General features: G+C 69.4%; 12 protein-coding genes. 5 read left to right on the top strand and 7 right to left on the bottom strand.

The genetic code is table 11. From position 1 onward, the window contains the following. Window position 1 precedes the first annotated feature (1 nt). Complete coding sequence (locus SYV04_RS37010; protein ID WP_321550759.1) at window positions 2-1597, top strand: methyl-accepting chemotaxis protein; 1596 nt, start codon at window positions 2-4, stop codon at window positions 1595-1597. A gap of 10 nt (window positions 1598-1607) precedes the next feature. Next, window positions 1608-2945 (top strand): hypothetical protein, encoded by a 1338-nt coding sequence (locus tag SYV04_RS37005; RefSeq protein ID WP_321550758.1) that lies wholly within the window; start codon window positions 1608-1610, stop codon window positions 2943-2945. A gap of 86 nt (window positions 2946-3031) precedes the next feature. Here the strand turns inward: SYV04_RS37005 and clpA are convergent, their stop codons facing one another. From clpA to SYV04_RS36990, 3 genes are read right to left on the bottom strand one after another with little or no spacing between them, the layout of a single operon-like run. Next, a complete protein-coding gene (gene clpA, locus SYV04_RS37000) occupies window positions 3032-5326 on the bottom strand; it encodes an ATP-dependent Clp protease ATP-binding subunit ClpA (RefSeq protein WP_321550757.1) in 2295 nt (764 codons plus the stop codon). A gap of 3 nt (window positions 5327-5329) precedes the next feature. Continuing rightward, the gene (locus tag SYV04_RS36995) at window positions 5330-5653 is read right to left on the bottom strand and encodes an ATP-dependent Clp protease adaptor ClpS (RefSeq protein ID WP_321550756.1); all 324 of its coding nucleotides are present in this window, start codon (window positions 5651-5653) and stop codon (window positions 5330-5332) included. 40 nt (window positions 5654-5693) lie between these two features. After that, complete coding sequence (locus SYV04_RS36990; RefSeq protein ID WP_321550755.1) at window positions 5694-6845, bottom strand: GNAT family N-acetyltransferase; 1152 nt, start codon at window positions 6843-6845, stop codon at window positions 5694-5696. Between the two features lie 168 nt (window positions 6846-7013). Here SYV04_RS36990 and SYV04_RS36985 point away from each other — a divergent pair, with 168 nt between their 5' ends. Next, a complete protein-coding gene (locus SYV04_RS36985) occupies window positions 7014-7574 on the top strand; it encodes a NifU family protein (protein ID WP_321550754.1) in 561 nt (186 codons plus the stop codon). Further along, window positions 7484-8425, top strand: a complete 942-nt coding sequence (locus tag SYV04_RS36980; protein WP_422724013.1) for a class I SAM-dependent methyltransferase — start codon at window positions 7484-7486, stop codon at window positions 8423-8425. Before SYV04_RS36985 ends, SYV04_RS36980 begins: the two co-directional genes overlap by 91 nt. Here SYV04_RS36980 and SYV04_RS36975 read toward each other — a convergent pair. Then, window positions 8403-9287, bottom strand: a complete 885-nt coding sequence (locus tag SYV04_RS36975) for a ferredoxin reductase domain-containing protein (RefSeq protein WP_321550753.1) — start codon at window positions 9285-9287, stop codon at window positions 8403-8405. The two genes, SYV04_RS36980 and SYV04_RS36975, sit on opposite strands and share 23 nt — an antisense overlap. A gap of 117 nt (window positions 9288-9404) precedes the next feature. On the opposite strand from SYV04_RS36975, the gene SYV04_RS36970 reads away from it, so the two are divergent. Next, window positions 9405-10496 carry a THUMP domain-containing class I SAM-dependent RNA methyltransferase gene (locus SYV04_RS36970; RefSeq protein ID WP_321550752.1) on the top strand — a complete coding sequence of 364 codons (1092 nt, stop codon included), beginning with the start codon at window positions 9405-9407 and terminating at the stop codon, window positions 10494-10496. Here SYV04_RS36970 and SYV04_RS36965 read toward each other — a convergent pair. From SYV04_RS36965 to SYV04_RS36955, 3 genes are read right to left on the bottom strand one after another with little or no spacing between them, the layout of a single operon-like run. Then, complete coding sequence (locus tag SYV04_RS36965) at window positions 10464-12089, bottom strand: sensor histidine kinase (RefSeq protein ID WP_321550751.1); 1626 nt, start codon at window positions 12087-12089, stop codon at window positions 10464-10466. The two genes, SYV04_RS36970 and SYV04_RS36965, sit on opposite strands and share 33 nt — an antisense overlap. Before the next feature lie 20 nt (window positions 12090-12109). Further along, complete coding sequence (locus tag SYV04_RS36960) at window positions 12110-13048, bottom strand: TIGR02266 family protein (RefSeq protein WP_321550750.1); 939 nt, start codon at window positions 13046-13048, stop codon at window positions 12110-12112. Between the two features lie 16 nt (window positions 13049-13064). Continuing rightward, a complete protein-coding gene (locus SYV04_RS36955; RefSeq protein WP_321550749.1) occupies window positions 13065-13439 on the bottom strand; it encodes a response regulator transcription factor in 375 nt (124 codons plus the stop codon). Between the last annotated feature and the right edge of the window lie 33 nt (window positions 13440-13472).

Raw genomic sequence — 13472 nt, 5'->3', positions numbered from 1 at the left:
CGTGAAACTACCCCTACGGGCCCGGCTCTCGCTGGGCCTCTCCCTCAAGTTCATCCTCGTCACCGCGACGATCAGCGTGGTGCTGACCCTGCTGCTCACCGTGGCGGCCACGCGCCAGCTCCGGCGCAGCCTCGTGGAGGCCCACACCAGCGAGGGCGCCGCGCTTGCCCTGGGTCTGGCGCGCGCCGCCGAGTACTCCGCCACCTCGGATGGCAGCACGCTGCGCACCCTGGTCGATGACCTCAGCGCCCATGAGGGCGTGAGCTACATCTACGTGACGGATGCGACGGGTCGCGTGCTGGCCCACTCCTTCCGGGGGACGCCCCCCACCACGCTGCTCTCCTCCACCCGGGTGGATCCGAGCGTGCTCGCCGAATCGGCGACCAAACGGCTGATCACCCCGGTGGACGTGGACACGGCCGAGGGGCACGTCCGCGGCTTCGACGTCGCCGTGCGGCTGGGGAGCAAGCGCGGGGTGGTTCACGTGGGCATCTCGCGCGAGCACATCGAGCGCAGGGCGGAGGAACTCCCCCGGGAGATGCTGGTGCTGGCGGTGCTGATCGTCGCCGGCAGCGTGGTGCTGACGGCGGTGTTTGTGCGCACCATCGTCCGGCCACTGCGAGAGCTCACCGACGTGGCCGCGCACATCGTCGAGTCGGGAGACCTCACCCGGGCCATCCAGGTGAAGAGCGGCGACGAGGTGGGCAGGCTCGCCAGAAGCTTCTCCATGATGGTGGAGAAGCTTCGAGAGGTGACCATCAACCTCCAGCAGGCCGCCGATGCGCTCAAGCAGTCCACCGACCACCTCAACGCCTCGTCCGCCGAGCAGGCCCTGACGGTGTCGCGCCAGGCCGCCGCCTTGCAGGAGACGCAGGTGACGGCGCACGAGATTCGCCAGACGAGCCTCGTGGCCGCGCAGAAGGCCGAGAGCGTGCTGGCGGTGGCCGAGCGCGCCGACGAGCTGGCCCGCTCGGGCGAGGCAGCCATCGAGATGACGATGGCCGGCCTGAACGACATTCGCGCCCAGGCGGGAGAGATCGCCCAGAAGATCCTCGAGCTGGGCGAGCGCACCAAGCAGATCGGCGGCATTACGCAGACGGTGAAGGACCTAGCGGACCAGTCGAACATGCTGGCGCTCAACGCCGCCATCGAGTCGGTGCGCAGCGGCGAGCACGGCAAGGGCTTCGGCGTGGTGGCGCGAGAGATTCGCGCGCTGGCGGACCAGTCCATCCAGGCCACCAGCCGCGTGCGCGAGCTGCTCGACGACATCAGCGGTTCGGTGACCGCCGCCGTGCGCATCACCGAGCGGGGCGCCGAGCGCATGGAGTCGGGGCTCACGCAGGTGCGCACCTCCGGCCAGAACCTCCGGGAGCTGTCCAATATCGTCCAGGACAACGCCTCGGCGGTGCGGCAGATCGCCGCCGCGGTGAACCAGCAGAACGTGGGCATCAATCAAATCACCCAGGCCGTCAACGAGCTGTCGCAGATGATGGACGAGACGGTGGCGCGCATCGGCTCCACGGGCGAGGCCGCCACCACGCTGCAGATCATCTCCGAGCAGCTCAGCAGCGCGGTGAAGAGCTACCGGGTGGAGTAAGAATCCAGCCATGCCCAGGGGCGCGGACGCGGTCTTCCTCGCGGTCATCGCAGCGCTGTTGCTCTTCCCGTGCGTGTTTTCCGAGACGCGGGAGAGCCCGGCGTGGCCCCGCGTGGTGGGAGGGGATGAGCCGCACTACCTCGTCCTCATCGACAGCTTCCTCGAGGACGGGGACTTCGACCTCAAGAACAACTACCTCGAGGTCCACATGGGAGGGCAGCAGGCCGGGCTGCGCTTCGCGGGGAGCTCCGTGGACCACCACACGAGCTGGTACGTGAACGGCGAGCGCCGGGTCTGGGCCGAACTCTTCTGGCCGAACGTCTTCGACTGGCCCCGAGATGGCGCCGGCAGGCCCATGGCCCAGGTGCGGCCCGGCGTCGACCCGCGGATCGCCGAGGGGCCGGAGGCGCCCGCGCACCCCGTGGGCATCGCGCTCCTGCTCGCGCCCGTCCTCTATCCCTTCAAGGGTGGTTCGGGGCTGCTCGAGCCCCTGGCCATCCTGTTCGCGGCGCTGGCCACCGTGGGCGCGCTCCTGTTCACCTGGCGCCTGCTGCGGCAGCTCACGGACGACGCGGGGGCGGTGCGGCTCGCGCTGGTGGCCCTCTTCCTGGGCAGTCCGCTCTGGTACTACGCGCGCTCCTTCTTCAACGAGCCCTTCCTCCTGTTCCTCCTGGCCGGCGCCTTCGCCACGGCGCTCCGCCCGAAGCTGGCTTGGCTCACCGGGCTCTTCATCGCGCTGGCGATGCTCATGAAGCCCCAGTCGGTGCTGCTCCTGGCACCGCTCGCCCTGCCAGCGCTGCGTGAGCGCAAGTGGGGCTCGATCGTGATGCTGGGGCTGCTGCCCTTCCTGGCTGGGCTCCTCCAGTTGTGGCTGAACGCACGCCTCTACGGCTCGCCCGCGCTCGGGCCCTACCCCTTCTACAAGGGGGACTTCTGGACGGGAGCTCGGGGCCTGTGGCTCCACCCGCGCCGGGGCATGCTGGTGTACGCGCCCTGGCTCCTGTTCGCCGTGGCGGGCTGGCCCGCGCTGGTGCGTCGCAAGCCCTGGGAGAGCGCGATGCTGCTCTCCGGGTTCTTCTGCGTCTTCATCCTCACGTCTATCTGGCTCTACTGGGACGGAGGGTGGTGCTACGGCCCGAGGTTGCTCGTGCCCGTGCTGCCCCTGCTCGGCGTGGGCGTCATCGGCGCGCTCGAGTCTCCGCTGCTCCAGCGCTTCGCGCCGCGCTGGCTCTTCATGAACCTCGTGCTCTTCGCGGCACTGACCAATGGCTTCGCGGTGATGCGCTACGGGCACTCCATCGATCAGCCGGTGGTGCAGATGGTGTTCGGCACGCTCGGCCTCCTCTGAAGCAGGCTCCTGAAACGAGAAGAGGGTGACGGGGAGCGGTGTCCCCATCACCCTCGAGCTTCCCCGCTCCCGAAGGAGCGGAAGTGCTACGCGGTCGCGGTCGCCACGGGCTCGGGCAGCAGCTTCAGGCTGTCGCCCTCCACGTCGAAGCGGGCCACGCCGCCGTTCTTCAGCGAGCCGAACAGCAGCGCCTCGGCCAGCGGCTTCTTCAGGCTGTTGTCCACCAGCCGTGCCATGGGCCGCGCGCCGAAGGCCGGATCGTACCCGTGCTCGGCCAGCCACGCCTTCGCCCGGGCCGTCAGCTCCAGCTTCACGTTCTTCTCCAGCAGCATCTTCTGGAGCAGTCCCACTTCCTTGTCGACCACCTTGAGGATGACCTCGGGCGACAGGCCGCTGAAGAGGATCCACCCGTCCAGCCGGTTGCGGAACTCCGGCGTGAAGGTGTTCTCGATGGCCTTCTTCGCCCGCTTCCCGTCCGCCGGCGCCTGGATGTCCCCGAAGCCGATGGACTTGGTGCTCATCTCGCGGGCGCCCGCGTTGGTGGTGAGGATGAGGATGATGTTGCGGAAGTCCGCCTTGCGACCGTTGTTGTCCGTCAGCGTCGCGTGGTCCATCACCTGCAGCAGGATGTTGAAGAGGTCCGGGTGGGCCTTTTCAATCTCGTCCAGCACCAGCACCGCGTACGGGTGCTTGCGGATGGCGTCCGTGAGCAGGCCGCCCTGGTCGAAGCCGACGTAGCCCGGAGGCGCGCCGATGAGCCGGCTCACCGTGTGCTTCTCCGAGTACTCGCTCATGTCGAAGCGCAAGAACTCCACGCCCAGCGTGAGCGCCAGCTGCTTGGCCAGCTCCGTCTTGCCCACGCCCGTGGGGCCCGAGAAGAGGAAGCTGCCAATCGGCTTCTCCGGCGAGCGCAGGCCGCTGCGCGCCAGCTTGATGGTGCTGGTGAGGTTCCGGATGGCGTCGTCCTGGCCGAAGATGACCCCCTGCAGCTCCTTCTCCAGGTTCTGCAGCTGGACGCCTTCCTGCGCGGAGACGCTCTTGGCGGGGATGCGCGCCATCTTGGCGATGACGCTCTCCACGTCGGCCATCGTCACCTTGCCGGTGCGCTTGCCCTCCGGCTTGAGCCGCTCGGCCGCGCCCGTCTCGTCGATGACGTCGATGGCCTTGTCCGGCAGGAACCGGTCATTGATGTGCTTGGCCGACAGCTCCGCCGACGCACGGATGGCGTCCGAGTCGTACGTCACCCCGTGGTGCGCCTCGTAGCGGCTCTTGAGCCCCTCCAGGATGAGGATGGTGTCCTCCACGGTAGGCTCGCCCACCTCGATCTTCTGGAAGCGCCGCGACAGCGCCCGGTCCCGCTCGAACGAGGCCTTGAACTCCTGGTACGTCGTCGAGCCGATGCAGCGCAGCTTGCCGCTGGCCAGCGCCGGCTTGAGCAGGTTGGAGGCATCCATCGAGCCGCCGCTGGTGGCCCCCGCGCCGACGATGGTGTGGATCTCGTCGATGAAGAGGATGGCGTTGGGGTGGTCCTGCAGCGCCTTGAGCACGCCCTTGAGGCGCTCCTCGAACTGGCCGCGGAACTTGGTGCCCGCCAGCAGCGAGCCCATGTCCAGCGAGTACACCTGCGCGCCCTTCAGCGCCTCGGGCACCTTGTCCTCTTGGATGCGCAGCGCCAGGCCCTCGGCGATGGCCGTCTTGCCCACGCCCGTCTCGCCCACGTAGAGCGGGTTGTTCTTCCGCCGGCGGCAGAGCACCTGGATGGTGCGCTCCAGCTCCTTCTCGCGGCCGATGAGCGGGTCGATGCGACCCTCCTTGGCCTCGACGTTGAGCAGGGTGGTGTACGCCTCCAGCGGGCTCTTGCGCGGGTTCTCCCCGTCCTCATCCTCCCCGGCCGGCACGCCGCGGGGCTCGCCGCCGCTCCCCTCGGACGCGGAGCCGTCCTTGGTGATGCCGTGGGAGATGAAGTTGAGCAGGTCCAGCCGGGTGACGCCCTCCTGCTGCAGCAGGTAGAGCGCGTGGCTCTCCTCCTCGCGGAACATGGCCACCAGCACGTCCCCGCCGTCGATGACCTTCTGCTCGGCTGACAGCGCGTGCATGGCCGCGCGGTGGAGCACCCGCTCCACGCCGATGGTCTGCTGGGGCTCGGCCTCTACCCCTTCCGGCAGGCGCTCGACCGTCTCCTCCAGGAACGACTCCAGCCGCTCCTGAAGGCGCTTGATGTTGGCGCCACACCCCTTGAGCACCTCGCGGGTGCGCGTGTCCTTCGTCAGTGCGAGCAGCAGGTGCTCGAGCGTGAGGTACTCGTGACCCATCCGGCGCGCCTCTTCCAGCGCGTTCCGGAAGCTCGTCTGCAACTCCTTGGCAATCAGCGGTCCAGCCACGATTCAACCTTCCTCGGGTTCCATCGAGAGGCGCAGGGGAAACCCATTGTCCTGGGCTGCGGCCTCCACGATCTTGATCTTCGTTTCGGCAACCTCAAATGTATAAACGCCCGCCACGCCGATGCCGTTGATATGAACGTGGAGCATGATCTGCACGGCATCCGTCTCCGACTTGTGGAAGACCTCCTTGAGGACGGCGACCACGAACTCCCGCGTCGTGTAGTTGTCGTTGTGTAACAAGACCTTGTAGAGCGTGGGCTTCTTGAGCTTCTTCTCGGGCTTGGTCTCGGTGGCGACGTTCTCGTCGTTTTCGAACTTCTGGGCCATGGGCTCTCTCGAACAGATGAGGCGGGCGCTTCAACCCTCCTCACTTGAAACCAGTTTCCGCCTGCCACCGGGGAAGCCCGGCGCGCACGGCCGCCTGCTCCTGATACAGGAAGGCACGCACCGCCCGGTCGAGTCCAGGGTGAAGGAGCAGGTGGGCGCTGTAGGTGAAGTGGGGCTCGAAGCCTCGGGTGAGCTTGTGCTCGCCACCGGCCCCAGGCTCGAAGCGACGCAAGCCCTGGGCGATGGCTTCCTGAACGGGGTGGTAGAGGCAGACGTTGAAGTGCAGGAAGGGAAGCTCCTCGAAGCAGCCCCAATACCGTCCGTAGAGGACGCCAGGGCCGATGAAGTTGAACGCCCCGGCGATGCGCCTTCCTTCCTTGCGGGCCTCCACGAACTCGCAGCGGTGGCGGAAGGAAGCAAGCAACCGAGCGAAGAAGTCCGGGGTGAGGAAGCGGCGGCCCCACGGGTACTTGTCCACCGTGGAGGCGTAGAGGCGGAAGAGCTCCTCCGGGTCTAGCTCCGCCAGCGCCTCTCCGCGCAGGGTGTGCAGGGTGATGCCCTGGGCTTCCAGGGCGCGCAGCTCGCGCCGGAGCTGGTGGCGCCGCTTGGCGTGGAAGCGGCCGAGGAAGTCCTCCAGCGTGTGGTAGCCCTCATTGCGCCACTGGTACTGCACCCCCAGGCGCAGCGCGAAGCCCGCGGCCTCCAGGCCCGCGGCCTCCTCTTCGGTGTGGAAGAGGACGTGGACGCCCGAGACGCCCTCGGCGCGGGCGTACTCCAGGGCAGCACCGTACAGCGCGGCCTCCTGGGCGGCCCGGTCCTCTCCCGGCGCCACGAGGACGCGCCTCCCGGTGGCCGGGGTGAAGGGGACAGCGAGGACGAGCTTGGGGTAGTAGCGCAGCCCCACACGTCCGGCGGCGGTGGCCCAGGCGCCGTCGAAGACGAACTCTCCGTCGCTGTCGTCCCGGAGGTACGCGGGCGCGGCGGCCACCAGGCGCGCGCCTCGCCACAACGTCAAATGGCGTGGGTGCCAGCCCCGCTCCGGCACGGCGCTGCCGCTCTGCTCCAGCGCCGCCAGGAAGGCCCACTCCAGGAAGGGCAGGGCCGCGTCGTCGAGCAGCCCATCCCAGGTACCCTGGGGGACCTCCGTGATGGCGCGGTGGACGCGCAAGGTGAGCGGCAGCGAGCTGGACATCGGACGTGCGGGGTGAGGCGAGCCTATAACGTCCGGAGTCGGTGCTCGCCAGGAACGGGGCCGAGCGGCGCGGCATTGAACGGGTAGGACAAGGGCCCGTTTGCCTGGATGGCTTCCGGGTTGCTATGGGGCCCTCGACGCCTTAGAGGAGAGGGACAGGAGATTTCCATGTCGGTGAACATCCAGCTGGAGTGGACCCCCAACCCCAGCACCCTGAAGTACGTGGTGGACCAGCGGCTGCTTTCGAGCGGCGCGGTGAACTTCACCCAGCGCGAGGAGGCGGAGAAGAAGTCCCCGCTGGCGCGCAAGCTGATGGACATTCAGGGCGTGACGGCGGTGATGATCGGCCTCAACTTCGTCACCGTCACCAAGGGTGAGCAGGGCGAGTGGGACGAACTCAATGACGCGGTGATGTCCACGCTGGACTCGCACCTGGGCGCCAACGAGCCCGTCGTGGACGAGGCGGCGGTGGCGGCCTCGCGCGCCAACCCGGCCGAGGGCGGCTCGATAGAGCAGCGCATCCGGGAGATCCTCGACGCGGAGATTCGCCCCGCGGTGGCGCAGGACGGCGGTGACATCACCCTGGACCGCTTCGAGAACGGCATCGTCTACCTGCACATGCAGGGCTCGTGCAGCGGCTGCCCGTCCTCGACGGCGACGCTGAAGATGGGCATCGAGGGTCGGCTCCGGGAGATCATCCCCGAGGTGACCGAGGTGGTGGCGGTCTGAGGCGCAACGTCAAGGCCGCCCAGGTCCGGCGAGAGCTGCTGCCGGACCAGTCGCAGGCGCTCCTGCGTGAGCTGCACCTGCTCACGCGCGAGGGGCACCTCAACGCGGATGCCTTGCGCAAGCTCAAGCAGGTCAACCACCTCATGGGCCTGCTGCGCCCGGCGGTGGAGGACATCCTCGCGCGCCACCCCTCGCCGGTGCTGGTGGATGCGGGCAGCGGCAACGCCTACCTGGGCTTCATCCTCTATGAGTTGTTCCTCAAGGAGGCGGCCGGCGGCACGCTGCTGTCCATCGAGGGCCGCCCGGAGCTGACCGAGCGCGCGAAGGAGCGGGCCCAGCGCCTGGGCTTCACGCGCATGGAGTTCCAGACGGCGCACCTGGACGCGGCCACTTGGCCGGAGCGCGTACACCTGGTCATGGCGCTGCACGCGTGCGACACGGCGACGGATGACGCGCTGGTGGGCGCCATCCAGCATGGGGCGGACCACGTGGCGGTGGTGCCGTGCTGTCAGGCGGAGGTGGCCGCCCAGCTCAAGGGCAAGCGGCCCGAGGTGGAAACCTCGCTGGGGATGCTCTTCCAGCACCCGTGGCATCGGCGCGAGTTCGGCTCGCACCTGACCAACGTCATCCGGGCGATGACGCTGGAGGCGTTCGGCTACCAGGTGACGGTGACGGAGCTGACGGGGTGGGAGCACTCGCTGAAGAACGAGCTCATCCTCGGGCGGCGCGTACACCGGGAGAACCGCCCGGCGCGGCTGAAGCTGGAGGCGCTGCTGAGCTCCTTCGGGGTGCAGCCGAAGCTGACGCGGGTGCTGGGCGTGACGCCCGCTACCCGTACGTCTCCCGCTTGATGCGCTTGTCGTCGATGCCCAGGGTGTGGAGGTGGCCGAGCACCGTCTCCATGAAGCGGGGCGTGGCGGGCGTGCGCGTCTCCATGGCCTTGCGTCGCTCCCAGGGGCTGATGGCCGGGCCGCACGCGTAGACGAGGCACGTCTGCCGGTCGGGGATGAGCTCCTCCAGGAGGGCCTGGCTCACCCGGCCCTTGTGGACCTTGGGGCCGAAGCGCGACTCGTCCGTCTCCCGGGTGAGCGTGTGAACCAGGCGCACCTTGTCCGGGTAGGCGGCCTCGAGCGCCTCCAACGCCTCGCGGAAGAGCACGTCCGCCCACGTCTTGTTGGAGCAGAGGAAGGTGTGGCGCATCTTCAGGCCGCGGTGCAGCGCGTGCTTGAGGAGGGCGAAGTTGGGCACCGCGCCGGAGCCCGCGACGATGTGGACGATGTGCTCGGTGCGCTGCTCCACGTCGTCCGGAAAGACGTAGGGGCCCATGAAGCCCTGCACGCGGATACGGGCGCCGGTGAGCCGGCCGTGGACGAGGAGGGGCGCCAGCAGCGCCGGGTACTGGGTGATGCCGGGGATGAACTCCTCGTCCTTCACGGTGATGGCCACCCGGGGCTCATGGGGCGCGGAGCACATCGAGTAGGAGCGGAACAGCTCGCGGCGGCCCTTCTGCGCCTGGAGGAAGGCGGCCAGCGGGGTGAGGGCGCGGAACTGGTGCGGGTCGATGTTGAGGAACTGGCCGGCCTTGTACTCGACCGGAGCCTCTCCGAAGTCGAGGAAGAGGGTGGCGGTGTCCCGCGTCTCCATCTTCACCTCGGTGACGGTGACCTCATAGTCCACGGGCTTCTTCAGGCGGGGGGCGGCTTCGGCGCTCATGCGCTCCTCCCTTAACGCAACCGACGGGGGCTTGCCGATAAGGATTGCGGCCGGCGGCCCGGCGCGGACAATGCCCTTCCCGTGACTCGCGCTTCTCACTCCGAACAGCTTTTCGCCGTGGCCCCTCCCGGGCTGGAACCCGCGCTGGAGGCGGAGGCCTTGGCGCTGGGCTTCCATCCCCGGCGGGTGGAGGGTGGCGTGGAGCTGGAAGGGCCGCCCGGTCTGCACCAGGAGGCCAACCTGCGCCTGCGCACCGCCAGCCGGGTCCTGCTGCGCCTGGGAAGCTTCCGCGCGCACGACGTGGGCGCCTTGACGCGCGGGCTGGCGGCGCTGGACCTGAGGCGGGTGTGGGCAGGAGAGGGGACGCCTCGGCTCTCCGTGGCGGCGCATGGCTCGCGGGTGCCAGCGGCGGCGGTGCCAGCGGCGGCGGCTCGGGCCTGGGGGCTGTCGAGCGTGGGGCGTGCGGGCGCGTTGGACGAGGAGGAGTCCGAAGAGGGGCTGACCCTGCTGGCGCGGTTGGAGGGGGAGGGGTGTACCGTGAGCGTGGACACCAGTGGAGGGCCCCTTCACCGGCGGGGGTATCGCCAGGAGGTGGGCCGGGCGCCCCTGCGCGAGACGCTCGCGGCGGGGATGCTGGGGCTCGCGGGGTATGACGGGGTAGAGCCGCTGGTGGACCCGATGTGCGGCTCGGGTACCTTCCTCATCGAGGGCGCGTGGCTGTCCATGCGCCGGGCGCCGGGGCTGGAGCGGACCTTCGCCTTCGAGCGCTTTCCGGGCTTCGATGCGGCGGCGTGGGAGGCGCGCCGAGCCAGTGCGAAGGCCGAGGCGTTGCCGGCGCCCCGCGCGGCGCTGCACGGCTACGACATCAACGCGGGCGCGCTCGGCACGGCGCGGCGCAACGCGCGGCGGGCGGGGCTGACGCTGGCGCTGGAGCGGCGGGACGTGAAGACGCTCGTGCCTCCCGTGTCGGGCCCGGGGCTGGTGGTGGCCAACCCGCCGTATGGCAAGCGCGTGGGAGAGAGCGGGGAGTTGCCGGAGCTCTACCGCGCGCTGGGGGCCACGCTGCGGAGGTCCTTCGGAGGCTGGCGTGTGGCGCTGCTCGTCCCGGACGAGGCGGGATTGATTCGCGCGCTGGGCCTGCCCGAGGCGCGGAGCCTGCCAGTGCGCAACGGCGGCCTACGCTGCCGGGTGCTTCTCTCGCGCCTCTGAGCCGCACAGGGGCAGGAGGACCTCGAAGCGTGCTCCTCCGCCCATGCGCTCCCGGACGTGGATCTGCCCGCCGTGCGCCAGCACGACCCGCCGCACGACGGCGAGCCCGAGCCCCGCACCGGTGGCTCGGCTGGTGAAGAAGGGCTCGAAGACATGCTGGAAGTCGGTCCCGGAGAGGGTCGCGCCCTGGTCCTCCACCACGAGGGAGAGGCCCAGCGGGGCCCGCGCCAGCGCCAGCCGCACGGTGCCTCCCGTGGGCGAGGAGCGCAGCGTGTAGCGCAGCAGGTTGGCGAGCGCGAGCTGCAAGAGCGTGTCATCCGCTGGCAGCGGAGGCAGCCCTTCCTCCTCCTCGATGTGGATCTGCACCTGGGTGACTTCGCAGAGGGGCGTCAGGAACTCTGCCGTGCGCCGGGCCAGCTCGCCCAGGTGGAGTGAGCGGGGGCGGAGCTCGAAGGGGCGGACCACATCCAGCAGGTCCCGGACGATGTCATCGAGCCGGATGACCTCCTCCTCCAGCATGGACACCGCGCTGGTTCCGATGGGGCCGAGCCTCGCCTCCCGCTTGAGGACCGCCACCACGTTGAGGATGGCGCCCAGGGGATTGCGCACCTCGTGCGCCACCACGCCCGCCGCCTGGCCCAGCACCGTGAGCCGCTCCTGTGCCACGTGCTCGGCCTGCAACCGCGCCAGCTCGGCCAGGCGCTCGGCGGCCTCGCGATGGTGGCGCACGTTCTCCAGCGCGCTGCCCACCAGGCCCGCGAACAGCTCCAGGGTGCTCGCGCTGGCGGGGGAGAGTGACCGGCCTTGTACCGAGAGAATGCCCAGGGGCGTGCCGCCGACGAAGATGGGCGCGTCCAGCGAGGGCGTGTTGGGGAAGGTGTGCTTGAGCAGCGCCGCCACCTCGGGCGCGTGGAAGTGCTCCAGCATCATGTGGATGTCCTGGAAGAACGCCGCCTTGCGTTGGGTCAGCACCGCCTGGACATGCGGCACGCTCTCGCGAGGGAAGCGCACCTCGTGCATGGGGCAGCCATAGAGCCGCTCGGCGGCGGTGACCACTTCCGGGTCCTGCCTCATGGGACCGTGGACGAGCGAGTCCCCCTCGAGGCGCAGCACCGCCACGAAGAAGCCCTGCTGGTGGATGGCCTCCACCGCTGTCTCCAGCACGGCCTGCTCGTCCCGGCAATGCAGCATGGCGCCCGTGGCGGACACCAGGGCCTCGGTGAGGCGATGCACCGAGTCCTCCTGCTCCATGTCCAGCACCACCACCAGCTGCTCATCCGGCCGGGTGCCAGGGGTGACCCGGACATGGCAGGTCCGCTCGTGTCCGGCGGTGCCACGCATGCGCATCCAGAGCTGAGACTCCGGGGGCCGCTCCCCGCGCGTACGGGCCGCGTAGAGCGGCTCCAACCAGGACTGTTCCCGGGGAATGAAGCGGCCAATGATGTCCAACATGGAGAGGCGGGACAGCTCCTCCAGCGGCACCCCGAGCATCGCCGTCAGCGCGGGGTTGGCGTAGGCCACGCGCTCCGCGCGCAAGACCGCGATGGGGATGGGCAGCCCTTCGAGTGGTCGGTACTCGGAGGTGTCGGGCACGGGGGCCATCCTGTCGAGGCTCACTCCTTGCGGTGGCTGCGGACGAACTCCTGGAGGAACGTCTTCTCCTCGGGCCTCAGGCTCGCGAGCCCCAGCCCGTAGCCCTGGGGCTGCCGGCCATCGTCCATGGCATGTTCCCAGATGACGGCGCTGCGCAGCTCGATGGAGCGCTGCGGCTGGTCGAAGTTCAGCTTGAGGATCACCTTCGTCCCCAGCTTCAGGGGCCGCCGGGTGTTGATGAAGAGCCCGCCCGAGGACAGGTTGATCAGCCGGTGGTCCACGAACATGCCCACGTTGTGCGGGGTGACGTGGATGTCGGCATGCACCTGGTCATTGTGGTGGCGCAGCGTGAGGCCGACGAACTCATCGCTCGAGTAGGTGGGCGCGGCCACCTGCTTGCGCACCTGCGTCGCCATCGGCGAGGCCGGGGGGAAGGGCGCCGTCGAGCCAGGCGGAACGGCGCGCGCTCCGGCCGCGCCCAGGGGCGCCACGCCGCGGGCCGGGGTGCCCTGAGGAGGGCGGGCCTCCGCCTCGCGCATCTTCGCCGAGAGGAAGTCGAACATCTCGTGCGAGGCCTTGCGCAGGTCCGGGTGGGTGTCCGGGGCGAGGTGGTCCGGCGAGAAGCGCTTGGCCATCCGGAAGAAGGCCAGGCGCAGCTCGTCCAGGTTGGCGGTGGACAGCACGCCGAAGACCTCGTGCGGCGCCGTCTTGGCCTGCAGCATGCGCATCTGGGTGCGGATGCGCTCGGCGTTCTGTTGATCGGCGGCCGGCGAGGGCTTCGCCTTGGCGAGCAGGTCCTTCACCTCCTCGAAGTCCTGGATGGGAATCCAGTTCGTGCCATCGCGCGAGGCGCGGTTGACGGCCTTCAGGCGTCCCGAGCCGACCAGGTCACGCAGGGCTTGGAGGGTCAGCGGTCCGAGGACACGGCCGGCGGTGTCACCAATCCAGTAGTTCGTCATGGCCGTCCCTCCTTCCTTATTGAGCGAGGGCCTGACGGACGGCGGAGGCGATCTCCAAGGGGTGGAAGGGTTTGCCCACGAAGCCCACCGCCCCGGCCGCGAGGGCCTGCTCCACCACGGGCTCGGCATCCATGCTGCTGATGATGAGCACCCGCGTGCCCGGCGAGGTCTGCTTCATCGCGGCGAGCACCTCCAGGCCGCTGCGTCGGGGCATGAACAGGTCCAGGAACATCAGCGCCGGCTTCTCTCGCGCGGCGATGGCCAGGCCCTCCTCGCCATCCGAGGCCTCGAGCAGTCTCAGCTCGATGCCGGTTTCCGCCAGGGTGTCTTTGAGGATGCGCCGGACGAAGTTGTCATCATCCACCAGAAGCAGGGTCGGAGCGTCGGACATGACCCCATGATACCGACAGTGCCTCGTGTCTGC

The organism is Hyalangium ruber (genome assembly GCF_034259325.1).
GTDB lineage: Bacteria > Myxococcota > Myxococcia > Myxococcales > Myxococcaceae > Hyalangium_A > Hyalangium_A rubrum.
The sequence above is the reverse complement of the archived record's forward strand: the minus strand, read 5'-3'. Positions and strand labels throughout refer to the sequence as shown.

What these genes read in the sequence shown, in the direction of transcription:
- SYV04_RS37005 (WP_321550758.1), top strand. Translation starts at nt 1,608, where the DNA reads ATGCCCAGGGGCGCGGACGCGGTCTTCCTCGCGGTCATCGCAGCGCTG.
- SYV04_RS36995 (WP_321550756.1), bottom strand. Translation starts at nt 5,653, where the DNA reads ATGGCCCAGAAGTTCGAAAACGACGAGAACGTCGCCACCGAGACCAAG.
- SYV04_RS36990 (WP_321550755.1), bottom strand. Translation starts at nt 6,845, where the DNA reads ATGTCCAGCTCGCTGCCGCTCACCTTGCGCGTCCACCGCGCCATCACG.
- SYV04_RS36985 (WP_321550754.1), top strand. Translation starts at nt 7,014, where the DNA reads ATGTCGGTGAACATCCAGCTGGAGTGGACCCCCAACCCCAGCACCCTG.
- SYV04_RS36975 (WP_321550753.1), bottom strand. Translation starts at nt 9,287, where the DNA reads ATGAGCGCCGAAGCCGCCCCCCGCCTGAAGAAGCCCGTGGACTATGAG.
- SYV04_RS36960 (WP_321550750.1), bottom strand. Translation starts at nt 13,048, where the DNA reads ATGACGAACTACTGGATTGGTGACACCGCCGGCCGTGTCCTCGGACCG.
- SYV04_RS36955 (WP_321550749.1), bottom strand. Translation starts at nt 13,439, where the DNA reads ATGTCCGACGCTCCGACCCTGCTTCTGGTGGATGATGACAACTTCGTC.